General features: G+C 50.5%; 24 protein-coding genes and 1 tRNA gene. 21 read left to right on the forward strand and 4 right to left on the reverse strand.

Going from position 1 to position 26,273, the window contains the following annotated elements; all coding sequences use genetic code 11:
- The 15 genes from KOO63_09385 to KOO63_09455 form a co-directional block, all read left to right on the forward strand.
- Positions 1-250: rod shape-determining protein (locus KOO63_09385; GenBank protein ID MBU8922019.1), on the forward strand; the 250-nt coding region annotated here is incomplete at its 5' end.
- A gap of 3 nt (positions 251-253) precedes the next feature.
- Positions 254-1,099 carry a rod shape-determining protein MreC gene (gene mreC, locus KOO63_09390; protein ID MBU8922020.1) on the forward strand — a complete coding sequence of 282 codons (846 nt, stop codon included), beginning with the start codon at positions 254-256 and terminating at the stop codon, positions 1,097-1,099.
- A gap of 10 nt (positions 1,100-1,109) precedes the next feature.
- Positions 1,110-1,607, forward strand: a complete 498-nt coding sequence (gene mreD / locus KOO63_09395) for a rod shape-determining protein MreD (GenBank protein ID MBU8922021.1) — start codon at positions 1,110-1,112, stop codon at positions 1,605-1,607.
- The gene (gene mrdA, locus KOO63_09400) at positions 1,594-3,462 is read left to right on the forward strand and encodes a penicillin-binding protein 2 (protein ID MBU8922022.1); all 1,869 of its coding nucleotides are present in this window, start codon (positions 1,594-1,596) and stop codon (positions 3,460-3,462) included. The genes mreD and mrdA overlap by 14 nt, the downstream gene beginning before the upstream one ends.
- A gap of 45 nt (positions 3,463-3,507) precedes the next feature.
- Positions 3,508-4,776, forward strand: a complete 1,269-nt coding sequence (gene rodA / locus KOO63_09405) for a rod shape-determining protein RodA (protein ID MBU8922023.1) — start codon at positions 3,508-3,510, stop codon at positions 4,774-4,776.
- Positions 4,777-4,786: 10 nt separating this feature from the next.
- On the forward strand, positions 4,787-6,115 hold the full coding sequence (locus KOO63_09410; protein ID MBU8922024.1) for a TldD/PmbA family protein: 1,329 nt from the start codon (positions 4,787-4,789) through the stop codon (positions 6,113-6,115).
- Between the two features lie 9 nt (positions 6,116-6,124).
- Complete coding sequence (gene lgt, locus KOO63_09415; protein MBU8922025.1) at positions 6,125-6,913, forward strand: prolipoprotein diacylglyceryl transferase; 789 nt, start codon at positions 6,125-6,127, stop codon at positions 6,911-6,913.
- Entirely contained in the window at positions 6,882-7,751 is an 870-nt protein-coding gene (locus KOO63_09420; protein ID MBU8922026.1) for a ComF family protein, read from the forward strand. The genes lgt and KOO63_09420 overlap by 32 nt, the downstream gene beginning before the upstream one ends.
- 152 nt (positions 7,752-7,903) lie before the next feature.
- The gene (gene fba, locus KOO63_09425; protein ID MBU8922027.1) at positions 7,904-8,803 is read left to right on the forward strand and encodes a class II fructose-1,6-bisphosphate aldolase; all 900 of its coding nucleotides are present in this window, start codon (positions 7,904-7,906) and stop codon (positions 8,801-8,803) included.
- Positions 8,804-8,841: 38 nt separating this feature from the next.
- Positions 8,842-9,843: a type I glyceraldehyde-3-phosphate dehydrogenase gene (gene gap, locus KOO63_09430; GenBank protein ID MBU8922028.1), complete on the forward strand. Its 1,002-nt coding sequence runs from the start codon at positions 8,842-8,844 to the stop codon at positions 9,841-9,843.
- 85 nt (positions 9,844-9,928) lie between these two features.
- Positions 9,929-11,098 carry a phosphoglycerate kinase gene (locus tag KOO63_09435; GenBank protein ID MBU8922029.1) on the forward strand — a complete coding sequence of 390 codons (1,170 nt, stop codon included), beginning with the start codon at positions 9,929-9,931 and terminating at the stop codon, positions 11,096-11,098.
- An 11-nt stretch (positions 11,099-11,109) separates the two neighbouring features.
- A complete protein-coding gene (gene tpiA / locus KOO63_09440) occupies positions 11,110-11,871 on the forward strand; it encodes a triose-phosphate isomerase (GenBank protein ID MBU8922030.1) in 762 nt (253 codons plus the stop codon).
- A gap of 69 nt (positions 11,872-11,940) precedes the next feature.
- Positions 11,941-12,348, forward strand: a complete 408-nt coding sequence (secG, locus tag KOO63_09445) for a preprotein translocase subunit SecG (protein ID MBU8922031.1) — start codon at positions 11,941-11,943, stop codon at positions 12,346-12,348.
- A gap of 17 nt (positions 12,349-12,365) precedes the next feature.
- A tRNA-Leu gene (locus tag KOO63_09450) sits at positions 12,366-12,449 on the forward strand.
- A gap of 127 nt (positions 12,450-12,576) precedes the next feature.
- Positions 12,577-13,077 carry a DUF4446 family protein gene (locus KOO63_09455; GenBank protein ID MBU8922032.1) on the forward strand — a complete coding sequence of 167 codons (501 nt, stop codon included), beginning with the start codon at positions 12,577-12,579 and terminating at the stop codon, positions 13,075-13,077.
- An 18-nt stretch (positions 13,078-13,095) separates the two neighbouring features.
- On the opposite strand, the gene KOO63_09460 is transcribed toward KOO63_09455, so the two are convergent.
- Positions 13,096-13,905: a rhomboid family intramembrane serine protease gene (locus tag KOO63_09460; GenBank protein MBU8922033.1), complete on the reverse strand. Its 810-nt coding sequence runs from the start codon at positions 13,903-13,905 to the stop codon at positions 13,096-13,098.
- A gap of 222 nt (positions 13,906-14,127) precedes the next feature.
- On the opposite strand from KOO63_09460, the gene KOO63_09465 reads away from it, so the two are divergent.
- Positions 14,128-15,018 (forward strand): hypothetical protein, encoded by an 891-nt coding sequence (locus KOO63_09465; protein MBU8922034.1) that lies wholly within the window; start codon positions 14,128-14,130, stop codon positions 15,016-15,018.
- A gap of 42 nt (positions 15,019-15,060) precedes the next feature.
- On the forward strand, positions 15,061-16,800 hold the full coding sequence (locus KOO63_09470; GenBank protein MBU8922035.1) for an amidohydrolase: 1,740 nt from the start codon (positions 15,061-15,063) through the stop codon (positions 16,798-16,800).
- On the opposite strand, the gene KOO63_09475 is transcribed toward KOO63_09470, so the two are convergent.
- Both KOO63_09475 and KOO63_09480 read right to left on the reverse strand, forming a co-directional pair.
- Entirely contained in the window at positions 16,784-17,779 is a 996-nt protein-coding gene (locus KOO63_09475) for a DUF4097 domain-containing protein (protein MBU8922036.1), read from the reverse strand. The genes KOO63_09470 and KOO63_09475 overlap by 17 nt on opposite strands.
- 47 nt (positions 17,780-17,826) lie before the next feature.
- Positions 17,827-19,509, reverse strand: a complete 1,683-nt coding sequence (locus tag KOO63_09480) for a DUF885 family protein (GenBank protein ID MBU8922037.1) — start codon at positions 19,507-19,509, stop codon at positions 17,827-17,829.
- Between the two features lie 151 nt (positions 19,510-19,660).
- On the opposite strand from KOO63_09480, the gene KOO63_09485 reads away from it, so the two are divergent.
- Complete coding sequence (locus KOO63_09485) at positions 19,661-21,124, forward strand: cytochrome c biogenesis protein ResB (GenBank protein MBU8922038.1); 1,464 nt, start codon at positions 19,661-19,663, stop codon at positions 21,122-21,124.
- Between the two features lie 42 nt (positions 21,125-21,166).
- Positions 21,167-21,976 carry a c-type cytochrome biogenesis protein CcsB gene (gene ccsB / locus KOO63_09490; GenBank protein MBU8922039.1) on the forward strand — a complete coding sequence of 270 codons (810 nt, stop codon included), beginning with the start codon at positions 21,167-21,169 and terminating at the stop codon, positions 21,974-21,976.
- Between the two features lie 37 nt (positions 21,977-22,013).
- Here the strand turns inward: ccsB and KOO63_09495 are convergent, their stop codons facing one another.
- Positions 22,014-23,564, reverse strand: coding sequence for a T9SS type A sorting domain-containing protein (locus KOO63_09495; protein MBU8922040.1), 1,551 nt, complete (start codon positions 23,562-23,564; stop codon positions 22,014-22,016).
- A 163-nt stretch (positions 23,565-23,727) separates the two neighbouring features.
- On the opposite strand from KOO63_09495, the gene KOO63_09500 reads away from it, so the two are divergent.
- Both KOO63_09500 and KOO63_09505 read left to right on the forward strand, forming a co-directional pair.
- Entirely contained in the window at positions 23,728-25,407 is a 1,680-nt protein-coding gene (locus KOO63_09500) for a peptide ABC transporter substrate-binding protein (protein MBU8922041.1), read from the forward strand.
- The coding region (locus KOO63_09505) for an MBL fold metallo-hydrolase (protein MBU8922042.1) at positions 25,407-26,273 on the forward strand (867 nt) is incomplete at its 3' end. The genes KOO63_09500 and KOO63_09505, both read left to right, overlap by 1 nt.

Consider the following 26,273-nt stretch of genomic DNA (forward strand, 5'->3'; position numbering starts at 1 on the left):
GATGAATGCCGTCCGTGTGGCGCTGGAGCGGACTCCTCCCGAGCTTTCTGCGGACATCATTGACCGGGGAATCATCTTGACGGGAGGAGGTTCGCTCCTGGGAGGGATAGACATGCTTCTCAAGGAAGAGACCAATCTTCCGATCAACGTGGTTGAAGATCCTCTGACCTGTGTGGTACTCGGAACAGGGAAGATATTGAGTAACCTGCATGTTTATGAACGAATAATAATGAAGAGTAGCCGATTGTAAAAGATGCAGATAATCTCCTTTCTTTTTGAAAAACATCTCGATAAGACAGTGCTTGCCATTGCCATAATATTGTCGATACTGATGCTCTCAGCCGATGAGGACAGTCAGATCAACTCGGCAAGGGGGATCAGTTCGTTCCTCTTCTATCCTGTCAATCGCGTAAGCGCCTATTTCACGGATATGGAACAATTGAAAGAGGAGAACCTCAGGTTGAGGGAGCTGGCCGCGACCCTCCATCATGAAAGGGAGAGGTTGACCCAGTTCAGAGAGGAGAGGAATCGACTCAGGCAGCTGCTCGGGTTCAGGAAGGATTCGTTTTTCGACTTTATTCCATGTGAAGTCACGACCAGATCATCAAACAGATTTCATCATTCGGTCACGGTAGACCGCGGAAAGGGATCTGGTATAAAGGTGGGTATGGCTGTGGTCGGGTACAGGGGGCTGGTCGGCAGGGTCGTGCAGGTATTCGGTTCGTCATCACGCGTGCTTCTGCTCAATAACAAGTCGATTTCGGTGAGCTGCCTGGACAAGAGAAGCAGGGTGGTAGGTATGCTTAACTGGGAGAGAGGAAACCTGTTCAGGCTCGATTTCATCGGAAGGGAGGAGGATGTCCTCCAGGGTGATACTCTGATAACGAGCGGGTTTGGAAAGATACTTCCCAAGGGTTTTCCCGTAGGCACGGTGTTTCAGGTCGCCGAGGAGAAGACGGAACTCTCGAGGCGTGTCAGTGTGGTCAGCATGACCGATCTGAACACGCTGGAGGAGCTGTTTATCGTAGTCGGCGGCAGAGACTGGGACAGTGAGGATATATTTAACAGGCTGGATACCGTGAAGGATCCAGCAATGTGAGGTCGATAGCTTGAGTGTGATCAGGGCAATAGTAGCGGCGTTTGCCGTATTCATCCTCCAGGTGACGATCGTCCATCGCATGTCGGTATTGGGCGCCAGGCCCGATCTGATGCTTGTCCTCCTCGTAGTCCTTGTCCTGGACAGGAACCCGGTAATGGCCATAATCATCGGTTTCTCTCTTGGTTTTCTCCAGGATCTCGGGAATGCTTCTTTTCTCGGCATGAACGCTCTTGCCAAATCGTTGATAGGATATGGAATAGCAAGGTATGCTTCGGGATATCTTCCTGAAAGCACTTTCTTTAAAAGCCTGTTGATCCTTCTGGCAAGTCTCGTATCCAGTATTATCGTCCTGAATATTATGTCCACTTTCAATCCGCTTACAGTGCTGGTCTCTTTTTTCAGGCATTCCATCCTGTCGGCTATCTACTCGGCTCTGGCCGGAGTCGTCGTATTCCTGATACTGAAGCTGTTTCCTCGAAGGGTGGTCCGGTCCGTTGGCAGGTACTGATCGTCAGAGTGAATTTATCCTCGACCACAGGCGGAGGATCGTGCTGTTGCTGGTGATCGGCGTCATATCGATAATGACGGCGAGATTGTTCTATCTTCAGGTGATCCATCATGGGTATTACAACAGACTCGCCATAACAAACAGGATCCAGCGGGAACGGATGGTGGCACCCCGGGGGTTGATCAGAGCGTCTGATGGCTCCAAGCTGGTTGTCAATGTCCCCGTCTATCAGATCAGTCTTGTCCCGGGAAAGATCTCTGGAAGAGAGGACAGGCTGGATCTGGCCTGTGAGTGGTTGGGGATAGATAGCAAGAGTCTCTTCGCCAGCCTTGACGAGTGGAAGAAAAGATATCCTGATGGCAGAGAGATGCCGGTAGTTCAGTCCGCCGAAAAGGGACAGATCTCCATACTCATGGAGAATCGCTCACTTTTTCCATTTTTCAAGCTTGTGATGAAACACAGACGGCAGTATCCCGAAGGTAATCTGGCGACTCACATTCTGGGATATGTAGGCGAAGTGACTGACGAAGAGTTGAAGGATGACGACAGGTTCCGTCCTGGTGACCTCAAGGGAAGGACAGGCATTGAGTACAAGTACGACGAGCATCTTCGCGGCGACGCGGGGGTCAGGATCATCGAGATCAGTGCCGAAGGAATCAAGGTCGGTGAATATGACGGGATATCGCACGATGATGACTTCGATGAATTTGTTCAATCGCGGCCGCCCGTTCCGGGATGTGACCTATATTTAACGATAGATATAGATTTCCAGAGGATCCTGGAGAGAGAATTCAACTGTGACAAGGGTTGTGTGATAGCCATGGATCCATCAACAGGGGGTATCCTGGGTGCGGTGAGCAGGCCGTCATACGATCCCAACATATTTATGGGTGGTATCAGCGAAAAAGACTGGAACATGCTGCATGGAGATCCGGCTAAGCCTCTTTTCAACCGTGCCATACAGGCCACGTATCCTCCCGCTTCCACATTCAAGATGATCGTCTGTTATGGAGCTTTTTATTTCGATCTTGTAGCGAAGGGTGCTTTGCTCGAACCGTGCTATGGCGGACACCAGTTCGGTAACAGGTATTTCAGATGCTGGAAACCCGAAGGACATGGATATGCGAATATGTTCGATGCTATTGTCAACTCCTGTGATGTGTATTTTTACCAGATCGGAGAGAGGATGAACGCGGACCAGTTCGCCTATGCGGGACGGCTCTTTGGATTGGGAAGGAAAACCGGGATAGACCTGCCCAGCGAAGCCAGAGGGATTCTTCCCGATCATTCGTACTTCGACAGGCGGTTTGGAAAGAGAAAATGGACGAAAGGACATCTGCTCAATTACTCGATAGGTCAGGGTGAGGCACTCACAACACCGATACAGCTCTGTCAGATGGTCGCGATGATCGCGAATGGAGGAAAGAGGATCAAGCCCCATGTGGTCGACAGAGTGGTCGACACCGAAGGGGCCGAAGTCTACAGAAACGACAATACGGCTGTGCCGATCTCTCAGATGGATAATGAGATACTCAGGTTTATTCAGCGTTCGATGATAGCAGTCGTCTCGGGAGAACATGGGACGGGACGGGCGAGCCGCGTTCCTGGTTTAACAAGCGCCGGGAAGACGGGTACGGCCCAGAATTCGGGGGAAGACCATGCCCTGTTTGTGGTCTATGCTCCGGTCGAGAATCCCGAGATAGCTATTGCCATTATCATGGAAAACGCTGGTCATGGCGGAGCTGTGGCAGCCCCGATGGCAAGAAGGATTCTTGGAGCGTACTTCCATCCAGGGGCAGCATGGGATGGAAAATTCAGGTATGGTAAAACGGTAATTGCCGGGGCCGGCAGGTAGGAGAGACTGTGCCGATGTTGTTATACGGAGGCGGAGGAGAATCGGGTGGCTGAGAAGAACATGCGAAATATGGAATGGGGGATACTGATCCCCGGACTTATTCTGATCTGTATTGGACTTGCCAACCTGTACTCCGTGGGGCATGTGCCGGAAGAACTCCGGGAGACCTTTCAGTTGGGCAGTCGCGATTATTTTCATCGGCAGCTCATCTGGAGTGCGGTAGGGCTTGTAGTGATGGTCGTGGCGTTCGCCATTCCATTCCGTTACTATGAAGGAAGTGCCGTTATCTTCTACGGTGTATCTCTCATATCCCTCATCGTAGTTCTTCTGCTTGAGCCTCTGAAAGGGTCAAGCAGGTGGATAAGTGTCGGTTTCTTCAGGTTTCAGCCGAGCGAATTGATGAAGGTCGCGGTGATATTCACCCTTGCCAGATACCTGTCTGAGAAGAAGAACGATCCGAACAAGCTCAGAGTCATCTCTTTAGCTATACTGGTGGTCCTTGTCCCTTTCACTCTGATCCTGAAACAGCCCGATCTTGGTACGGCGCTTGTCTTCCCCGCGTTGCTCTTTCCGGTCCTGTACTGGAGAGGGTTGAACGAAGGAGTGATGATCCTGTTTCTCACTCCGGTGATCAGCGCGTTTCTTACCGTATTCAGTGAGAGTGCGATCTCCGATGGAACTTACCCCTTTCCATTGCTCCTGTTTTTTCTCATGATACTCGTTGTGGCATACAGGCGAAGGAAGCGACTGTTTCAGAGTCTGAGCCTGGTCGCTATTAATCTGGGTGTGATGTTTGTCATCCCGACTCTGATGAATACGCTCAAACCGTATCAGCAGAGGCGGATAATGGCTTTTTTAAGGCCGGAATCAGATATTCTGGGGATGGGATGGCAGGTATACCAGTCGAAAGTCGCGATAGGATCCGGAGGATTTGTGGGAAAGGGCTTTCTTCAGGGCACACAGAAGCTTCTCGCTTTTCTTCCCGAAAGACACAGTGATTTCGCTTTCTCGGTACTCGCAGAAGAGCGTGGTTTTGTAGGCGGGCTGGTAGTGTTGGTTCTTTTTTCCATGATCATAGCCAGGGGCTTTTATCTGGCCACGAAGGTAAAGAACAGATTCGCATCGATGGCAATAATCGGCATATGTTCCTATTTCACGTTTCATGTTATAGTCAACATCGGGATGACTATAGGGCTTGCTCCCGTTACGGGACTACCTCTTCCCTTTCTCAGTTACGGGGGAAGTTCCATGCTGGTAAGCTGTTTTCTGTTGGGTGTACTCTTGAATTTCGGATCCAGTTTTTATGAATACTGAGGAGGTCAGGATGAAGGACAGGATCTCAAGGGTCCTGGACCTCGCTGCCAGAACCGGCTTTGAATGTGAGGTGTACGGCGAATCGATCGAACGTTTCCAGGTGGAGGTGTACAGGGGGAAGGTAGAGACCATAGACAGGTCCAGTGATGAGGGAATGGGGATACGCCTGGTAACCGGCGGCAGGATGGGATACGCATTCACGAATGGCACGGATATGGAATCGATAGAGTTCGCGTTCGAGGAAGCGAAAAATAACGCGATCTGCAGTACCCTGGAGGATATCGATGTCCTGGCAGACGACCCCGGGGACCCGATACCGGATGGCCCGGTCTCGTTTTTTCTCGACAAAGGAAATTCGGCCGACAAGACAGAAAAAGTCATCGAGATGGAACAGGCGGCTATGGATTTTGACGGTACCATCGTGAATACCGAGGGCGCTGGTTATTCGGAAGTCTCAGGAGAAGTATTCATAGCGAGTACAAGAGGATTCGAACGGAGTGAAAAAAGAGGGCTCTGTTCATGTTCCATGTCTGCGGTGGCGAAAAAGGGCAGTGAGATCAGGAGTGGATGGCATTACTGCCAGTCTCCCGATGTCCGGCTCCTTGATTTCAATGCTACCGGCGTCGAGTCGGCAAAAAGAGCATTTTCTCTTCTCGACAGCAGGCCGATGCCTACCGGCAGATACCCGGTGATCTTCGACGGTTCGGCTTTCGTCGACATAATCTATTTTCTGGAACAGGCTCTGTCGGGGGAGATGGTCGTCAAGGGGACTACGGTCCTTGCGGGAAAATTGGGCCGGAAGATAGCGGCGGATATTCTTACACTTACCGATGACCCGATCCTTGAAGGGGGATGTTTCAACGCGAGGTTCGATGATGAAGGTGTGGCCAGGAACACGTATAGACTGATAGAAGGTGGAGTCCTGAGTGGTTTTCTGCACAACTCATGGACGGCCAGAAAATCGGGGCATCCGAATAGCGCCAACGCGGTCAGGGGCTCCTACAAGGACCTGCCATCTCCAGGAGCGTCAAACCTTTTCGTTCAACCGGGCGACAGGACCCTGGATGAAATGCTGGCAGATACAGACAGGGGCATATATATTCAAAGCGTTATGGGAATGCACACGGCCGATCCCATTTCAGGAGATTTTTCTGTTGGGATAGCGGGCCTTGGAATAGAAGGTGGAAAACGTAGCGGCGCAGTCTCGGAAATGACGATCAGCGGGAATATTCTTGATCTTCTCGGTGGTGTCGTGGAGGTAGGCAGGGAGATCGTCTTCATAGGGACATATGGAGCTCCTCCCGTACTTATCGAGGGGTTGAGCGTAAGCGGAACATAGGGAGGCAGGATGCATCCGATTCTTCTGGAGATCGGCAAGTTCAGGATTTATTCATACGGCTTTATGCTGGCGTTGAGTTTTTTCATCGGGATTCTTCTAGCGGCAAAGAGAGCCGAGAAGAAGGGTATTAATCCCGATGCGATCTATGATCTCAGCATAATACTGATTATCGCGGCCATCGTCGGATCGAGAGGACTCTATATCCTGACGCATCGTGATCACTTTTCAGGTATCCTCGATGTGATAGCGCTGTGGCAGGGAGGAGCCACCTATTATGGTGGTATGATCCTGGCTGTTGCCGGAGCTGCGGTATTTTTAAAAATCAAGAAAATATCCTTTCTCAAGGTTGCAGATATCTGTTCCCCTTCGATCGGTGTGGGAATATTTTTTACGAGAATCGGTTGTTTTCTCAGTGGTTGCTGTTTTGGGAAGCCGACAGAGTGTTCCATGGGGATGGTCTATCCTGACGGCAGTCCGGCCGGAAACACTTTTCACGCGATCCATATTCATCCGACCCAGATATACTCATCGTTCTACGGACTGGTCATATTCCTGGCAATTATCCTTCTGGAACGTAAGAAGTGGTTCGATGGATTTTCTTTCGGGGTCCTCCTGATCCTTTATGGTATTTCCCGTTTTATAGTGGACACTTTCAGGTTCTACGAGGAATCGGCTCATGTCTGGAAAGGACTTATCGATAATCAGTTGATCAGCATCGTGTTGATCGTCGGTGGAATCATCTTTCTCATAGTCCGCAGACGAATGGATGCGTCGATCGATCCTGTTTCGCGCGGATGAGATGCTGAATGACCGCAAGGTCGTTATTCTGACAGAGGGTGGTGTGTCTGGTGGGAGGTGGGTGTTGCTGTCGTTTATCTTTGATCTTCTGTTTCCCGGAAATTGTCTGGGTTGTGAGCGGAACCTGCGTGAGGCTGAAGGGCCGGTAAGATCCATACCAGGCGGGTGGCCCGAAAGTACATTTCATTTTTTCAACGAGCATTTTCATTATAACCGGTTCTGGAAATTCAGGCTGGATGCCACGGTCCTGTGCAGGGAGTGCTGGCTCAAACTGAAACCTGTTACAGTCAGGAACATGAATGTCGCTGATGGTGGGTTTTCGGTTGTTTCTCCTTTTGAGACGAATGATATGCTCCTCGAATTGATAAGGTTTCTGAAGTTCAGGGGTGGAATACCCGTTTCGGTCCCTCTCGGCTGGTGGATGGCCGACGCACTGAACCGTTTCCTCGAGTCTGGTGAGATCGCGTTGGGTGGTGGCCTGGTGTTGCTGCCTGTTCCACTGCATCGCAGAAGGATGCTGCAAAGGGGGTATAATCAGGCCGGATTACTTTCGATGGAAATCGGCAGGTTCCTGGGTATCCCCGTACTGGACGATTGTCTTGAGAGGGTGAGAAATACAGCGGCCCAGTCGAAACTTGCTGATGAGGACAGAGATGAGAATGTCGAAGGAGCATTCAGGCTTGTCTCCGACCCTCCTTCGACAGTGAAGACGATAGTCCTTGTGGATGACCTCTATACGACAGGCGCCACGATGAGAGCATGCCTGAAAGCTTTACAGTATTCTACAGACTCGCCGATAATCATACTTACAGCGGGGAGATCTCATGGTTCGGAGTAAGTTGGATCCACTGGAAGAAAATGGATTTTCTGTCTGCTGGTGGCTAAATAATAGGTTGAAGATGCCGGGCATGCTGTGTTTAGATACTCCTGTAGTTTTTTGTAGGTAAACAGGATGGGGAGGGAAAAGTGCTGGTAACCAATAAGGAATTGATGGATGCCGCCCGGGAAGGCGGGTATGCGGTCGGAGCCTTCAACATAAACAATATGGAGTTCGTCCAGGCTATCACGGATGTCGCTGAAAAGCTGAAAAGCCCCGCTATAATGGCTGTTTCCCAGGGTGCCATAAAATACGCTGGATTTCAGAACATCGTATCCCTGGTCAGGACTGCGGCTGAAACCATGGATATAAAAGTCTCCCTGCACCTCGACCACGGGAAAGATATGGATATAATCCGCACCTGTATCGATGGCGGGTTTACATCGATAATGATCGACGGGTCCGACCTTTCTTTCGATGAGAATATCGCGATAACAAAAAAAGTAGTCGAAATGGCCCGGCCTGAAGGAATATCGGTTGAGGGAGAACTCGGCAGGTTGGCAGGAGTAGAGGATCATGTGTCAGTCGCTGAAAAGGATGCGATATACACAGATCCTGACGAAGCAGTCGAATTTGTTGAAAAAACAGGTGTAGATTCCCTGGCGGTTGCTATCGGCACTTCACATGGCGCGTACAAGTTCAAGGCTGAAGCAAGGCTGGCTATGGACATCCTTTCGTCGATTGTGGAAAAAGTCGATGTTCCTCTCGTTCTTCATGGGGCCTCTGGAGTGAACCAGGCCCACGTGAGTATCGCGAACGAGTTCGGCGCGGCGCTGAAGGACACAAAGGGAGTCCCCGACGAGGCCATATCGGAAGCTGTAAGGCGCGGGATTTGCAAGGTCAACATCGATACGGATATGCGGATAGCCTTTACGGCATTTATCCGACAGTCGTTTTCGGAAAACCCCGGCGTTTTCGATCCAAGGAACTATCTCGGAGCGGCCAGGGACGCGATCAGGGAAGTAGTCATGTACAAGATGAGACTGTTCGGAAGCGAAGGCAAGGCTGTCTGACGCGACCCGAACGGAATTTATTCGAAGGAGGAACTGAAGTGGCGATCAATGTTGCGATCAACGGGTTTGGAAGGATCGGAAGGCTCGTATTCAGGGGCGCGATGAAGGACAAGCGCTTCAATGTCGTTGCTATCAACGATCTGACCGACGCAGAGACGCTCGCCCATCTTCTCAAATATGATTCGGTCCATGGTAAATACCCTGGAAAGATCAAGCTTCTAAAGTCCGGGGATATCAGTACGGACGGGAAGAGGGTCAAGGTGCTGGCCCAGAGAGATCCCGGCCTGCTGCCCTGGGAAAAACTCGATGTGGACGTGGTTATCGAGGCGACAGGACATTTCAGAAAACGTAAGGACGCGGCGCTTCACATCAAAGCGGGAGCAAAGAAAGTGATCATTTCGGCTCCTTCTCCCGATCCGGATATAATGATCGTCATAGGAGTCAACGATCATCTATATAGAAAATCAAGACATCATGTCGTATCGACTGCGTCCTGCACTACAAATTGCCTGGCGCCTGTCGCAAAGGTCCTCGATGACAAGTTCGGGATCGCCAACGGCCTCATGACCACGATCCACGCTGTTACGAACGACCAGGTCGTGCTTGATTTTCCTCATAAGGACCTGCGGCGGGGACGAGCCTGTGGTGTCTCAATGATACCGACAACGACCGGCGCAGCCGCTGCTGTTGGTGTGGTCATGCCGAAGTTAAAAGGAAAATTGAACGGATATGCCGTCAGGGTGCCGACTCCCGACGCGTCGATTGTGGATCTTACGGTGACTTTGAAAAAAGCAACGACAGTAGAAAAGTTAAATGCCGTGGTGAAAAAAGCTGCAGAAACGAAATTGAAGGACATTCTCGAATACTGCGAGGATCCGATCGTGTCGGTCGATGTCATCGGCAATCCCCATTCGTCGATATTCGACAGCCTTCTCACTATGGGTATCTCATCGAAGGTCTTCAAGATAGTGTCCTGGTATGATAATGAGTATGGTTACGCGATGAGGATGGTCGATATGATGAAGATCCTCATGAAATAGATTTTATGCGAGTTAAGTTCTCAGGGAGGCAAGGTTGAGGAAAAAGACACTCAAGGACATCGAATTAGACGGACGCAGACTTCTGATGAGAGTCGATTTCAATGTTCCGCTTGACAGTGATGGTGATGTGGCCGATGACACCAGGATCAGGGCTGCTCTTCCCAGTATCGAATACGCCGCGTCGCAAGGCGCGTCAATAGTGTTGATGTCTCATCTTGGACGGCCAAAAGGGCGAAAGGACACCACAAAGAGCCTGAAGGTGGTCGCCTATCATCTGGGAGAGATTACCAGCCATCCGGTGAAATTCGCGAACGACTGCATAGGTCCCGAAGTCGACGAGAAAGTATCGTCCCTCAAGCCTGGAGAGATCCTTCTCCTGGAGAATCTGAGATTCTATAACGAGGAGACTTCGAATGATCCGGTATTCTCTGAAAAACTCGCCGCTTATGGTGACGTTTTCGCGAACGATGCCTTCGGGACCGCTCACAGGGCCCATGCCTCCACCGAGGGGGTCTGCAGGTTCTTTGATGAAAAAGTGGCCGGATTACTCATGGAAAAGGAACTCGAGACTCTTGAACGCCTTCTCACTGAACCAGCGAGACCTTTTATAGCGGTCCTCGGTGGTGCCAAGGTATCCACGAAGATGGGACTTATAAGGAACCTTCTTGAGAAGGTAGACAGGATCATTATCGGTGGAGGAATGGCATTCACTTTCTTCAAGTCGGTCGGCCTGGAGATCGGAGATTCTCTGCTCGACGAGTCCTACATGGAGATGTGCCGGGAGGTAATGGAAATATCCGGGAAGAACAAGAAAAAACGGATATACCTGCCGGTGGATTGCGTAGTCGCGAATGATATTACAAGCGATTCTCAGCACAAGACAGTTTCGACCGGGGATATGCCCGAAGGGTGGTCCGGTGTGGATATCGGGGAATCGACCATCGAGGTATTTGTGAACGAGCTGAAGGAAGCTGGCACTATTTTCTGGAATGGTCCGATGGGGATCTTCGAGATACCGGAATATGCCAACGGGACCAGAATGATCGCGAGGGCTATCGTGGAAGCGACCGAAAAGGGTGCCATAAGTGTCGTCGGCGGGGGTGACAGTGTCGCCGCTCTGAACCAGATGCATATGCTGGACCGGATCTCCCATGTGTCGACCGGTGGTGGGGCCTCTTTGGAACTGCTTGAAGGAAAAGCACTTCCCGGCGTGGAAGCCTTGAGCGACAGGGATCTGTCCAAACAATCGGTCTAGAGAGGCAGGAAATGCGAAGGAAGATAATCGCCGGAAACTGGAAGATGAACCTCGATCATCACGAGGGAGCTGTTCTTGCGTCCGCAATCGCGGCCGGAGTAAAAGGTAAGGAAGGGTTGCCGGAGGTGGTCCTTATTCCGTCCTTTACTACTTTGCCGGCTGTGGCTGGTGAGTTGGAGGGTTCGGAGATCCTGACCGGAGCCCAGGACATGTGGTATGAGAAGGCGGGAGCGTTTACCGGTGAAGTATCGGCTGAGATGCTTTCCTCTCTCGGTTGCAGATATGTACTCGTAGGTCATTCAGAACGAAGACATGTTATCGGCGAGGAGGCCGGGCTCCTTGCGGACAAACTGCGTGCCGTGCTGGACGGAGGACTTTCTCCGATCTATTGTGTCGGCGAACTTCTTGAAGAACGGGAAGCAGGGAAAGCGGAAAGTGTCGTGGAAGAACAGTTGAGAAGTGTTCTTTCGGGCGTAAGCAAGGGAGAGATGTCAGGAGTGGTCCTGGCGTATGAACCGGTCTGGGCGATCGGTACAGGCAAGACAGCGACACCTGAGGACGCCTCTTCAATGCATGGTCATATCAGAAATGTACTTTCGCGCATCTTTGACGCGGGTACGGCCGATGAGACTGTAGTCCTTTACGGTGGAAGTGTAAAACCGGAGAATGCCACCGACCTGATGTCAGATCCGGATATAGATGGTGCGCTGGTAGGTGGGGCCTCATTGAAGGCCGACTCGTTCCTGGGTATCATATTATACAGGGCCATATGATTATTTTGTTTGACTGGCACCATATTTTTCATTAAACTTCTCTTTTGGGGCTTTAAAGATTGGTGAAAAATGCTGTTTAACATCTTTGTTGTCATACATGTAGTCGCTTCTTTCCTGTTGATCCTGGTAGTGCTGATGCAGTCCAGCAAGGGCGGCGGACTATCCGGAGCTTTCGGTGGCGGTGGTGGCCAGGCGATTATGGGTGGTCGAGAGACTGCGACTTTCCTTAGCAGGTTTACAACCTATCTTGCAGTAATATTCATGGTTACATCGCTTTCTCTCGCTTTTCTATCGGCTGGCAGGGGAGGCGCTGAGACGGAAAGCGCCCTCAGGAAGGCCGCTCAGCAGGAGCAGTGGGGCGGAATCATCCCTGAAGAACAGAAGAATGTCGACGACCTGCTCGAATCGATCCCCGAACCGGGTGCGGCTGAGGATGCTTCGAGTGACCAGCAGCCAGCAGAGCAGGGTACTGAGTAGATGACCGGACTTGTTTTGCCGAGGTGGTGGAACTGGTAGACACGCTACTTTGAGGGGGTAGTGGGCGAAAGCCTGTGCGGGTTCGAGTCCCGCTCTCGGCATAAAAAAAAGCCTTTCGGGGCTTTTTTTTCGTCTACACGACTATTGCATGAAAAAACTCTTTACTTAAAGCCCACGCTGAATTACGCTCGGCTCCGTTCGTAATAGAAGTTGTTGAAGGAAAAGGATATGGAAAACTTCATAAATGGTAATATCGAAATGCTGGTCCTGACTTCCACGATCCTCTCTGTGGTGGCTGTCATCACCGTGATGGTCCTTCTTCTGGAAGTAAGGAAGATGCGAAAACCGTTCATCGAAATGGCGGACCTTTATACTGATATCGGCACGGAAAAGGCGCTCGAAAAACTGCTCAAGGGAGTCGATGAGAACAGGGAATTCATGCGCAGTCAGAGCGAGGATATCAAAATGATCCTGGCGCGGATCGACAAGTGCTACAGTGGCACTGGTATAGTCAAATACAATGCTTTTGAAGATATTGGCGGTATGCAGAGTTATTCTCTCTGTATACTTACCAGTCACAGGAACGGAGTGATCCTCACAAATCTCGTGGGCAGGAATTCGACCAGGGGTTATGCTCTTGAAGTGAAAGAGGGATCTCCATCGAGGGAACTGAGCGAGGAGGAGAAGGAATCTCTGAAATATGCCCTGCGTTCGCTGGGCGAAAAATGATTTTCTGATCGCGTCCGCTTAATTTTCTTTTCCGTTATTCTCCGAATATTTTTCAAGTATCCTTTTCTCTGTCTCAGTCAGGTTTTCGTATCCCTTTTCCGATATCTTGTCGAGGATCGAGTCCACTTTTCCGGCATCTTCCGGTTTGACAGTGTCCGATCCGGTATCGTTGTCGAGACTGATCTTGAAGGGTATTTTCTTCCACAATCGTGAGAGGCTTTCAAACGCGCGTCCACTTCGATGGTCCGTCTTGAGGTAGATGAGTCCGGCTGCCATACCTCCCAGGTGAGCGAAATGCGCGATCCCGTCTCCCCCGGACAGTCCTGAAAGAAACTCGATCCCGCCCAGGATGATGACCAGCGTCCTTGCCCTTACCGGGATGATTCCCCAGACGTATATCTGGTTGTACGGGAAAAGGATGCCGTAGGCCAGCAGTATGCCGTAACCGGCCCCGGAAGCACCTATTACGGGCACGTTGAATGAAAATATAAAGCTGAACAGGGCAGCCCCTAATCCGCAGATGAAGTAATACTGAAGAAATTTGCGTCCGCCCCAGACCTGTTCCAGAGTCGATCCGAACATCCAGATGATAAGCATATTGAAGAAGAGGTGAAACAGACCCCCGTGCAGGAACATATAAGTGACGATCTGCCAGACAAAGCCTCTCTCGAAGACAAGCCGTGGGAATAGAGCGAAAAACGCCTGAAACGGGGTCCGTATGAGAAGCATCTGCAATACGAATACGAGTACGTTGATAACAATGATAATGGATACAACGCTGCCACTGAGAAGGCTGGAAAGTGGATTCTTTCTGAAGTGGTCCTGCATCTTCGGCTCCGTTTCTTTTTCCCCGGAATATATTCCTGAGTCTTGCAGGATAATAACCCATTGCATCCGGGCTGGCAAGCATTACGAGTCGGTGCTGCATCACCCCAGATGGTGGCAGAGCAAGACAATGCGTACCATGTGGGCGAGTGTTTTCATCTCGACTTTGATCTGTCGAATATGGTAGCATCAAGTCATGGAGTCTTTTGATAAAGAGGTGTAGGTTTGACAAGAACAGGTATTTTACTGGCAGCCGCTCTCCTGTTGGTTGTAACTGGCGCGAACGCGGGGATGATAATAGTCGATCTCGATGGCGGCGGGGATTATACATCCATTCAGGAAGCTTTTGACAACGCAGTCACCGGTGATTTTATCCAGGTGAATGCCGGGACTTACTATGAGAGTGACATCACTCTTGATGGCAAGGACCTTGTGATCATGTACGGGGACGATATCCCCATAATAAAGTCTTCAGTCGAGGGTTCCGGAACAGGTTTTATACTCCGCAATATCACATCTGACACATGGCTGTTCGCTCTTGATTTCGAGTCGTTCGAAACAGCCATCCTGATCGAGAACGGATCCCCCATGATCAATTATTGTTCGATAAGGGGTTGTTCCACCGGGATCAGCGTCACAGGCGTATCCGGCTCGCCCGAACTGTCTTTTAACCTGATAGAGGATTTCACGACGGCTATCAGCGTATCGGGAGGCAGTTTGATCTCTATCTCCAACCATACGATAGCCGAGGGAGTCATTGGAATCTCGGCCTCGGCTGGAGTTCTTTCCGTCGACAAGAACATCATCTACAGGTGTACAACAGGGGTAGAATGTGGAGGCGGAGTCATGACCTTGGCATGCAACGATTTCTGGGAAAACACAGTCGATTTTTCCGGTTGCGTGGCAGGTCCGACAGATTTTTTCCAGATGCCGATGTTCTGTTACGAGGCGGGGAGCTCTCCCGCGCCTTATTATCTGCATATAGATTCTCCATGCTGGAGCGGAAACAGTCCCTGCGGAGAGAGTGTGGGAGCTTTCACTGCTTCCCATGGATGTGAGGGAGTAGCGACAGGAAAGGCTTCCTGGGGACAGATAAAGCAGATGTACTCACAATAATAGTTTGCGCGAGTATCCCGGTTCATGCAAAGGAGTTCCCGGATGAAGCGGTGTTTGCCCGTTATTTCCATAACCCTTCTGATTATTATTATCCTGCCTTTTTTTTCTGTTCATGAAAGCTTGTCTGCTGCCGGCAGAAAAGTGCCTGGTCGTGTGGAAGCGGTCTTCTATAACGGCAGGATATACACTTTCGATGGAAAAATGTCGGTCGTCGGGGCTTTAGCCGTATCGGGAGGCAGAATAGCTGCAGTCGGAAAGGACGAGGACATTCTGGGCCTGTCGCATCCCGGCACAGTGAAGTACGATTTAAAGGGGAGGACGGTCATTCCGGGGCTTGTAGACGCCCATGCGCATTTTTCAGGTTTTGCTGTCAGTCGTTCATGGCTTGACCTGGTCGGCACCGTTTCTCTCGATGAGATCGTGCGTCTGGTCGATGCCAGGGCCGGAGCAGCAATTCCTGGAGAATGGATCCAGGGCCGTGGTTGGGATCAGAATGACTGGGAAACAGGTGTTTTTCCGTCCCGCAGGGATATAGACGGTGTCTGTCCGGAGAATCCTGCCATTCTGATCAGGGTCTGCGGACATGCCGCGCTTGTCAATACCGTAGCACTGAAGATGGCGGGGATCGATTCGTCGACACCTGATCCAATGGGGGGAAAGATAAAGAAAGATGAAAAGGGTGATCCGACAGGAATACTGATCGACGAAGCTATAACTCTTGTCAGGGACCTCGTTCCTGAACCAGGGCGCGATAAGAAAAAGGATCTGATCAGAGATGCCTCACAGGCATGTCTTGCGGTGGGCCTGACCGGAGTGCACGATATGGGGATAGGCAGTCAAACTGCCTCGATCTATATGGATCTGTACAGGGATGAGGAACTGCCGATCCGCCTGACCGCTTACTATGATTCTGATGCTGCTGATATCGACAGCCTGATAGATGCAGGCCTGATAAAAGATTTTGCAGATGGTCGTTTCGAAGTAGTCGGAGTGAAGTTTTATATGGACGGGTCGCTCGGAGCCAGGAGCGCCGCTCTTCTCGACGATTATTCTGACGATCCAGGTAACAGGGGCATGCTTGTGCTCGATGAAGTCGAGATGATGAAGCGGATTCTTGATTGCGCACGCAGAGATATCCCCGTTTCCGTACATGCGATCGGGGATAGAGGGAACAGGACGATCCTGGATATACTTGAAAAAGTGAATGGTCTTTCAGGAAAGACAGGTCTTCGCCACAGGATCGAGCACGCCCAGATCCTGAATCCTGATGATATTCCGAGGTTCATGCAGATCGGCGTCATTCCGTCGATGCAGTTTACTCATTGTACTTCCGATATGCCCTGGGCCGGTGACAGACTCGGAGATGAGAGGCTGGTCGGAGCGTACGCCTGGAGATCGTTGATGAATACGGGTTGCTGCATACCTGGAGGTTCGGATTTTCCAGTAGAATCAATCGATCCTCTTCTTGGAATATATGCAGCGGTGACAAGGGCGGACCTGGAAGGCAATCCCGCGGGAGGATGGTTTCCCGGACAATGTCTCACCGTGGAGGAAGCTGTCAGATCGTTTACGATCTATGCTGCCCGCGCAGTCGATCAGAAAAATGACAGGGGAACGTTAGAAGCTGGCAAGTTTGCCGACTTTGTGGTCCTTTCGAGCGATATCATGAATGTTGCCCCGGATGATATTCCTTCAATAGATATCGTTGCTACTATCATAGGTGGAACAGTCGAGTACAAAAGCGACCTTTTTTCAGCTCAGGATGCTACCGGATCTCCCTGATATCGACACGCCCATCATTTGTACGGATGCGAATGCGACCTTTCCCGCTGCCCAACTTGCCGGACATCCAGTTCTTTCCCTTTCGCACGTCATCCGAAGTCGACAGGTCCGCGCGGATCCTGCCATCCTCCACATCTATAGAAAATACTGCCGATATACCTTCCTGAAGACTGACGCATATATCACCGTCATCAGTTCTCACGTCCATATCGAGCGCATCTGTTTTGAGAAGCTCGATATCGATATCGCCGTCATTCGCCTGTACGTTGAGTGTGTTCACTTTGAGCCTGAAGAGATCTATGTTGCCGTCGTCCCCTCTGATATCAAACGCGCCCTCGGAATTACGGATATTGATTTCACTGTCCTCGGCACGGATCAGACATTCGGACACCCTGACTCTGTCCAGATCCAGTCTGGCGTCGTCGCATGTGACATCGAGTCTTCCTTCGAATTCTTCGATATTGAGGTCTCCGTCTTCAAACCTGATCCTGATCCTTTCCGCCTTGATGTCAATAAGCGTGATATCTCCATCATCGGCAGCTATCTCGATATTTTCTCTCCATCCTTCGATGTCTATTTCCCCGTCATCCCCTGTTATGTCAAGATTAATATAATCTGGTGCGCTTATCGTGTAAGAGTACTCTCTGACATTGAATATCTGAAAACCAATAGTGCCGGTGCTCTTTTCTTTTCCGATGACAGTCACAAAGTTATTCTTTTTCTTGAATTCAACGGCAAAATCCCTTTTGCCGGCGCCCAGTATTTTGAATTCGGCATAATAATGTACTTCTATCTCGATCTCGTCCCGGTCCCATTTTCTGATCGTGACACTACCGTCTCCGCTCTTCAATCGAAGACCGTCACCTCTGGAGACCTCAAAAGTCTCCTTGTAGTCTTTTTTTATCTCCCGGGCTCCGGCGGTCCCGCTTGAAAAACATAGTATAGAGAATACAATCAGAATAATAAAAATACGTTTCATTACACTTCACCTCCGTAGCAATATTACGAGTCGCCCGACAATAAGTTTCAATGTTCGATCTCATCCATGATCAAACTGAAAGGCATTCCGCAGTTTTCAAGCATTTTCCGTCGAACCCTTTTCCTCGGATATCTTTCGCCTCTTACGGTCGATGCCTGCCTGACCATCTCATCGGCCATTATTGTAGCGATTCCCGGCAGGGCGGCCGAAGGCAGAGATGCAGCGATGGAGACTTTGTACATTGCCTCGTCGACAGGGATGTCAAGGGTGGAGGCGATAAAGTCAGTGGCAGAATCGACAGTGAACGATCCTGAGTGAAGCCTGAAGACCACTATCATCATTGTGAGGTCGTCGATCTTGTTTTCAAGATGGATCTTTCTTATCTTCATCTTCATCCCGCTCGCAATGGATGACAATTCCTTGAGATTATGTATTTTCCAGCATGTAAAGAAAAGTTCGCTGGACAGGAGTCTCAAGGCAGGGGTGCCGTTTGAGCAGAGCTGTCTTCCTGCCTCCCACACAGCGGAGGAAACGCCGTAAAGTTCATATACCATGTATGGGGTCGAGGTCCTTTCCGCTCCCCTTGCGGCGAAGATGGAACGGGTACATGGTCCGTCAGAAAATAACTCCGGCCCTGGTGAATATATATCGACATTCCTTCGATCCGGTATGACAAGGTATGGATTTGCAGGCAGTATCTCATGAAGGGGGGGCGGAGTGCGACGGAGCAGACTGAAAGGGGTCTTGCCGATCGGTCCGAATGTCTTTTTCGAGTCCAGGCTGGCTTCAATCGAATCAAGAACGGCCCTGATCCCGGAATCAGGAGACATGGAGTGTTCTGATTCTCTTAATTCAGGGTTCCGTTCGATGGAATTGATCTGGGATCTGTATTTTCTTATCGACTTTTCGGCCTCGGTAGAGCTTTTCTCCAACTCAATATCGATCTGTTCGGAATATCTGTAGATGTCGGACAGGACTTCTGTGCCTAGAATAAATCGTCCACGAGATCTTTCAAGGAGATCATGGATGAGGTATTCGTGAAATGATTCTATGCTTTCCATCGCGACGGCTAACGAAGAAGGGACCCTGCCGTATCTATCCCTGATCATCTTGCGGATATTGCCCGTATCATCGAGAATGGAACGTGTTGAGAATGCGGCAGGACCGATCACTATCTCCGCCGGGTTATCGAGCAGCAGGACAGCGTTGGAGATAAGTCCGGGAATCCTGGACAATCTTTTGCTGTAATCCTCGAATTCCTGATCGGATGCCCTGGTGTGTCTGGATGGTATAAGGTAAATGGCCTCTTCAAGCATCCATGTATAGATAAGAGGGTTTGTCCTGAAGAGCTGAAGTTCCTCCAGAGCATAAGCTTCCCCCTGAAGCCATCTGATCAACATTGTTGATTCATCAAGCCTGTTGTCGTCAAAATGGTTTGCCGGCAGGGTCGAGATTCCCTTGAGAATAGCGTCGATCTTTTCGATGGATCGATCGATCTCCTGGCTGGAGAAGGTGAAAAGACGGGAATCGGAACCGGTGATTCCCAACCTCGAACTCCTGAGCGGATGAAGGTGGGAATGGAGTGAGACCGATTCTTCGATGAGAGAGTCAAGTGCTGACAGGCTGCCCTGAAAATCTTCCTTTTTCGTGCAGGAGAGAGACATTGATATTACAGTCAGTACGGATAACAATGTCGATACAATTATTGTAGGGGTAAATTTGAAAGTCACCTTTTCCTGAATATTGTTTCCTGATCTCTTCATACTGGTTATATAACGGCTTGAAGCCCGTATGTAAATAGATTTTAAGGGCGGTTTTTCTTGATGATGCAGCCCGCTTGATTTACGATTGGTGACAACATTACCGATGGAGCAGGAATTGGTGAAAATAAACAGGATCTCGAACCTCATAAGTCACAAGCTGGCAATAGTTGTAATATCGACGCTTTTCGCCGCTACCGTTTTCGGTTGGTTGCTCGGTGAAGTGTTTCCGCCTGACTTCCAGACGGAACTTGAGAAATACAACGTGGAATGGGGCGAATTCTCCGTCAGGTTGTCGATTCTTCTCCGTCTTTATGACCCATTTCACTCGTTCTGGTACACATCTGTCCTTTTGCTTTTCTTCATCGTTCTTCTGCTTTGCATAGTCACAAGGGCGAGGCAGTTTGTGAAAAGGTCATTGATCGTATCGCCGCCGGATGACCGGGAGCTGATCCTGCGGGGGAATGAAAAGAGAGTGGTGGAATGGCTCGTCCCTCTCGGTACGAGTGAGGATGCCAGGGATCCGCTCGTTCATTTTACAAGGAAGCATGAGAATACGGGAACCATAGATGATGAGAGTCTGGTCGATCTGACCAGGGATGTAATGGATGTGTTCAAGGGCAGAAAGTATAAGGTTGCCAGCGAGATACGGCCCGGACTCGTTCTGTTCAGGGCAGTATCCGGACGCTGGAGGTTCATAGGCAATCTCGTTTTTCATGCCGGGTTGCTGTTGATCACAGCTGGAGGAATGATCGGGAGTCTCATGGGCGATTCAGCGTTCTTTCAGGGTGGACGAGGCGAGATCATCCCTCTGCCGGGTGGCGATGCGTTTGTGAGGGTCGATGAATTCCGGATCATCATGGGGCGTGATGGTGGGATCAGCGACTATATTTCGACGCTATCTATCATCGACAGTACGGGTACTGTCATCAAGGCCGGGGAGATAGAAGTCAACAAACCCATGAAGCACGGTCCTGTAAATATCTACCAGAGCTCATATTCGATCGGAGAGGGATTTGCATGGGTGGATATCGAATATCGGGCCGGCGGATCGAATATTTCCAGGGATCTCAGACTCAGGCCGGGGGAGAAGGCTCTTCTGTCTGATTCGGTATGGAGCATAATTCCGGGAAGGTTTTTCCCCGACTTCAGGATGGGAAGCAGGGGTCCGTATTCGGCCAGTGCCACGATGACGAATCCCGCGGTGACGGTACATATAGTATCTTCCGCGGATACAGTGTCGGGGTATCTGTTCCTGAGATATCCGCAGTTCAATACGAATTTTGGTAGCGAGATCCTTCTTTCAGTGAAGGATATTGAACCCGAGTATCTTACCGGTCTGGAAGTGAGTGTCAACCCTGGTACAGGCGCAATGTTGGCAGGAATGTTTCTGTCAGCGGTGGGGCTCATTCTTCTGTACGCGATGAGTTTTCGTGTCATCTCCGGATTTCTTGACCGGGAAAGACTTGTTTTCTCCATGGGTAAAATGAAAATGGCCGTCAGTTCGAGAACCGAGATGAGGATGATAGATAGACAGATCCGTGAACGGGTGGTTAGTCTCATCGGGGATATGACTGATAAATGACTGAACCATTGATGCGCCAGGGAACCGGAAAGGCGGGGGAAATTGACTGACATGCTTGACATAAGACTTTTCTGGATCGGGTTCTGGGTCTACCTTGCATCATTCATATTTTTTACTGCATATTCGGCTTCGAAAAAAAGACCTGCTGGAATAATAGCGATGGGGCTGTTCATAGCGGCTCTTGTTCTGAACACCGCGGCCCTGATCGTGAGGTGGATCGTAAGTTCTCATCCTCCGATGGCGACGATGTACGAGTATTCATTGATACTAGCCTGGGTAGTCGGGTTGCTTTTTCTCTACCTCACGGCGAAGTTCAGGAAGATCGGATTGGGGGTTGTGATATCCCCGATCCTGATAATGGTACTGGTCATAGCGTCGATGCTTCCAAAGCGCGCGTCAGCCCTGATGCCGGCTCTGCAGAGTTACTGGTTCTATATACATGTCTCTCTTGCGGCGATATCGGAGGGAGCATTCATCTTTGCCGCGGGTGCAGGCATCCTGTACCTGATGAGAAAGGAGTCATCCGGCAAAGCCAGCATCCTTCCTTCCAGGGAGCTTGCCGGGGAACTGGTCTCTCGCGGAATCAGGATTGGCTATCCACTGTTTACGATCGGTGCCCTTTTCGCGGGCGCCATCTGGGCTCATTATGCCTGGGGCAGATTCTGGAGCTGGGACCCGAAAGAGACCGGCGCTCTGGTAATATGGTTGTTTTACACTCTGGTCCTTCATCAGGAAGTGCGAGGCAGATGGAAGGAAAAGACTCTGGCGATCATGTCGATAGTAGGGCTGCTGATAATCCTGCTTTCTTTCCTGGGAAACCTTTTTCTTGGAGGACTTCACGCCTATATCTGATCTGCAGCCTGTCTGATCGAAGTTAATTCTGTCGTTTTCAGTATCTCAGGAGTATCACTTTCCCTGATATCCTTTTCTTTCCGACATTGCAGCGGATGAAATATATGCCGCCGGCTGCCATATTGCCCGAGTCATTCCTGCCGTCCCATATGAACGGATAGACACCACTTTCGAAATGGCCCGATGACAGCCTTCTGATGATCCGCCCTTTCACGTCATAGACACGAAGGTAGATGTCGGATGGTATGGGGATCTTCATCGATATTCTCACATCGCCTGCCGAAGGATTAGGGGCGATGTCCATGAACAGGGACAGGTCCCCGATATCCGGGCCTTCTTCCCCCTCTCCATCCTCGACCCCCGTTCCGTTGGGAATCAGGGTGTTGTAGTATATCTCTTCGTTTCCATCCCTGGTATCCTTCCATGCGGCATGCAGCGTACCATCCGCCTCAGCCGCCAGTGTGCAGAGAGATGCCATCGATCCGGTATCCGAAAGGCGGACGGGCGGGGACCAGGACTGGTAGTCCCAGACCGAATAAAATACACCGGCATTTGAGGCAGAGGGAGAATTGCCCCAGTAGATCAGGTGGAGTTTTCCCTCGCTGGCTGCCAGGCTCGGATGGTAATGAGTATATGACCCGATAGTCAGCTGACTTTCAGTGGCCCAGCCCTCCGTGCTTCTGATGTTGTAGTATATCTGTTCGTAGATTTCTCTTTTGTCGATCCAGGCTACAAATACCGTCCCGCTGTCATCGACAATTATATTGGGCCGCATGGCATCAGCGGCGGGCCCCGATGCGATCTCCTCTTCGGACCAGGATGAAGTCTTCGACCTGTAGGCGATCCTTCCCTCAGCCGTTTCGTCGGGATCGACTCTCGTATCCCACCAGGCGACATGAACAGTCCCGTCCGGTCCCACAGCCACAGTAGGGACCATGCTCATGCCCGATTCGATAAAGGATATCTGTTCGGGCGGAGACCATGTGAATACATCTCGCGACCTGTAAATGACCTGCAGGTACCCGTTGACCTCCTCCTGATAGACCAGGTGCAGGGTCAACCCGTCTGTTGCCAGGCATGACGCATAGGAATCTCCCGGTGTCATGGAGACCCTGTCAGGCATACTCCATGAGCCGTCCCAGATCATGTGGTAGATCTCCTTGTTACCTTCTGACAGGTCGTTATAGACCAGATGGACCCTTCCAAGGTCATCGACTGCAAGGACCGGGCGTTTTGAATCTGCGTCTGTGAATGTAAGCCTTTCTTCGGTCGACCAGACACCACTCGATCTGTATCTGTGATAGATCTCAAAATTTCTGTCACGGTAGTCTGCCCAGACGACATGGACAGCCCCATCATGATCGATAGCGATGAACTTGCCATTGTTGGGAGGGGGGAAGGATATGTCCGGATCGTCGGACAACCTTATATCATCCTGCCAGCCTTCCAGCGCTGTCACCACTTCGGGAAGAAAAACGAGCAAACCGGCAAGGCCGATCGACACTGATATCATTTTCAGGATAGCCCGTCTTGTTTTCAAAGTAGCAGATCCTCTCTCCAGCCTGTATCCGGACAACTTGGGACGCATGAAATTCTTCCCGAATATGTTCGTCCTCTCCTATAATGATACAGGCACAGAGGGCCAAGTGCAAATCCAAAACCGTTTCTTCTCTCCATAACTTGTTGTCTGGCATGGGAAATGCGTGAAAAGAGACGGATTATTATATTCGGGAAGAGTGAAGGAGACGGATATGTCTGTTCCCAGGTTATTTGTGTATCTTTCTGTTGTTATAATTGCAGTTATGAGTGGATGCGGTAATAGTGAGGACAGTGGTGTGCGGATGGATGGAGATTCGGCTGTGGAAGGATCGTTACCGGTCAATCAGGGGGGTCGGCTGGTAATCGGTATGCAACAGGAACCGGAGATCCTCAACGAAGCTGTAAACTCGATGGTCGTCGGAATCTATGTATGCAACATGATATTCAGCAAATTTGTCAAACATGATGACAATATGAAGCTGATTCCCGACCTCATAACGGAGATCCCCACGGTTGAAAATGGTGGGATATCGAAAGATCATCTCACTTATACCTACCATCTCCGGGATGACGCATTCTGGCATGACGGTCTGCCGGTCACCTCTGGTGATGTAGAGTTCAGCTGGCGGTTGATGATGCATCCCGACATCAATGTGGAGACAAGACAGGGTTGGGATATTGTCGAGAGCGTAGAGACTCCCGATCCTCAGACTGTTATTTTCCATCTAGGCGAAGTCTACGCCAACTTCACTGGAGATTGTTTCTATGACGAGTCGGTAATGCCGAAGCATCTTCTTGAAGGAGACCTCGGGCCTGATTTTCAGGCACTGCCCTTTCACCGGCATCCGACAGGTTCGGGGCCGTTTATCTTTCATGAATGGGTGTCGGGGTCACACCTGACAGTAAAAGCCAATAAGGATTACTATGGGGAGGGGCCGTATCTTGACGAGATTGTCATCGTTTTTATTCCAGATGGCAATTCACTTCTCCTGCAGCTTGAGACGGGGTCGGTCATGGGGATAGATAACGCCCCGAACATGTTGCTCGATTTTATGGACGGATTAGAGGGTATCCGGGTGTTCAGAAACGTTGCCCTTTTCAATGAGCATCTGGATCTTAACTTCGAAAGCCCCATCCTTGGAGACAAGGATGTAAGGAAGGCTCTGGCCCGGGCAATAGACAGGGAAGAAATATCACAAAAAATCTATGACGGTGTCTGGCTCCCGGCCTGGGGAGATGAGCATCCGTCTTCGCCTTATTATACAGATACAGGGAAGGAATCGTTGTCTCTGGACAGGGATCTTTCCAGAAGTATTCTCAGGGGAGCCGGCTGGATCGACAGGGATGGAGACGGAATAAGGGAAAAGAATGGAAAGCCCCTCAGGGTGGAGATCTCTACGACGACAGGCAGGCTCAACCGTGAAAGAACGGAGTTGGTCCTTCAGAAACAATTGAGAGAAGTGGGGTTCGATCTCGTAATAAAGAATTATCACCCGACTGTCATGTTCGGTAGTTACGACGAGGGGGGTATACTTAAAAGAGGGAAATTCGATCTGGGCCTCTACGCTTTTCTGGCACCGCCTGATCCCTCGACAAAAGACGGAAGTTATTCTGAAGATTTTATTCCTCCCGCGGGGCAGAACTATTCCAGAATAAGAAACAGGAGGCTCACAGAACTTCTCGACAGGGGAGGGAGGACAGTATCGTTCGAAGAGAGAAAGATGATATATGACGAAGTCGCTGACATTGTCCTTGACGAATTGCCGATAATACCGCTTCTCTGGGTAACGCAGCTGGATGCTATGCCCTTGGCATTGAAGGGATATAGAGCGAATCCGACCCAGTCCGGAGATACATGGAACGTGTCCGAATGGTGGCTGCAGGGTGAATAATGAGTGTCTTTGAAGTAAAACCTGAAAAAAGAAACATGGCGGCAGGGGTCCTGCTCGCGGTGATTCTTTATCTGCTCCTGTTTTACGGGCGTTCTGAGGGAAGTGTAAGGATCTCTTTTCTTGGAGGGACCCGTGAAGTCGGTGGGTCATGCCAGATGGTCGACACGGGAAGATCACTTTTCCTGGTCGATTGTGGCGCATTGGGTGACGCTGGCAGGGATGTTCTGCCCGAAGAGCCAGGAGAGCTGTCCTATGTGATCCTTACTCACGCACACACGGATCATTGCGGTCTGCTCCCCGATCTGTTCGAAGCCGGTTTTTCCGGGAAAGTGTACTGTACTCCGGCTACGGCCCGGGTGGTTCCGGTGATTCTCCGGATGTCGAGAAGTTTCTCGAGAGAAAAGGTCTCGAAGGAATCGTTCGACAGGGCTCTCGGATCGATCGTGCCGGTAGAATTCGATGATGAATTGGTCATCGATGAGGTACAGGTCGTTTTCAGAAGAGCCGGGCATCTGTTAGGTGCGGCATTCATTGAAATCGATATCCAGAATGGGGGCGACTTTACCCGCATAGTCTTTTCAGGTGATGTAGGTTCCGGGGGATCCGTACTGCTTGCCGGACTTGATCGATGTCATCAGGCGGATTGGGTGATTATCGAATCGACTTATGGAGGAAAGATCCGGAACCCGGTCCATGAAGATCCTTTTGAGAGACATTCCAGATTCATCAATGCCGTTGGTGACGCGCTCAAGCGTGGTGGAGACGTCCTTATCCCCGCCTTCACACTGGGCAGGACCCAGGAGATCACCGCAGCTCTTCACCTCGGGCTCCATCACGGAGTCATCCCGCCAGGGACGCTGATCTAT

The sequence above is a fragment of the Candidatus Latescibacterota bacterium genome (assembly GCA_019038625.1).
Classification (GTDB): Bacteria; Krumholzibacteriota; Krumholzibacteriia; order Krumholzibacteriales; family Krumholzibacteriaceae; genus JAGLYV01.

What these genes read in the sequence shown, in the direction of transcription:
- lgt (MBU8922025.1), top strand. Translation starts at nt 6,125, where the DNA reads ATGCATCCGATTCTTCTGGAGATCGGCAAGTTCAGGATTTATTCATAC.
- KOO63_09500 (MBU8922041.1), top strand. Translation starts at nt 23,728, where the DNA reads ATGTCTGTTCCCAGGTTATTTGTGTATCTTTCTGTTGTTATAATTGCA.
- KOO63_09470 (MBU8922035.1), top strand. Translation starts at nt 15,061, where the DNA reads ATGAAGCGGTGTTTGCCCGTTATTTCCATAACCCTTCTGATTATTATT.
- fba (MBU8922027.1), top strand. Translation starts at nt 7,904, where the DNA reads ATGGATGCCGCCCGGGAAGGCGGGTATGCGGTCGGAGCCTTCAACATA.
- KOO63_09495 (MBU8922040.1), bottom strand. Translation starts at nt 23,564, where the DNA reads ATGCGTCCCAAGTTGTCCGGATACAGGCTGGAGAGAGGATCTGCTACT.
- KOO63_09420 (MBU8922026.1), top strand. Translation starts at nt 6,882, where the DNA reads ATGCGTCGATCGATCCTGTTTCGCGCGGATGAGATGCTGAATGACCGC.
- KOO63_09455 (MBU8922032.1), top strand. Translation starts at nt 12,577, where the DNA reads ATGGAAAACTTCATAAATGGTAATATCGAAATGCTGGTCCTGACTTCC.
- tpiA (MBU8922030.1), top strand. Translation starts at nt 11,110, where the DNA reads ATGCGAAGGAAGATAATCGCCGGAAACTGGAAGATGAACCTCGATCAT.
- mreC (MBU8922020.1), top strand. Translation starts at nt 254, where the DNA reads ATGCAGATAATCTCCTTTCTTTTTGAAAAACATCTCGATAAGACAGTG.
- KOO63_09410 (MBU8922024.1), top strand. Translation starts at nt 4,787, where the DNA reads ATGAAGGACAGGATCTCAAGGGTCCTGGACCTCGCTGCCAGAACCGGC.
- KOO63_09435 (MBU8922029.1), top strand. Translation starts at nt 9,929, where the DNA reads ATGAGAGTCGATTTCAATGTTCCGCTTGACAGTGATGGTGATGTGGCC.
- KOO63_09475 (MBU8922036.1), bottom strand. Translation starts at nt 17,779, where the DNA reads ATGAAACGTATTTTTATTATTCTGATTGTATTCTCTATACTATGTTTT.
- secG (MBU8922031.1), top strand. Translation starts at nt 11,941, where the DNA reads ATGCTGTTTAACATCTTTGTTGTCATACATGTAGTCGCTTCTTTCCTG.
- KOO63_09460 (MBU8922033.1), bottom strand. Translation starts at nt 13,905, where the DNA reads ATGCAGGACCACTTCAGAAAGAATCCACTTTCCAGCCTTCTCAGTGGC.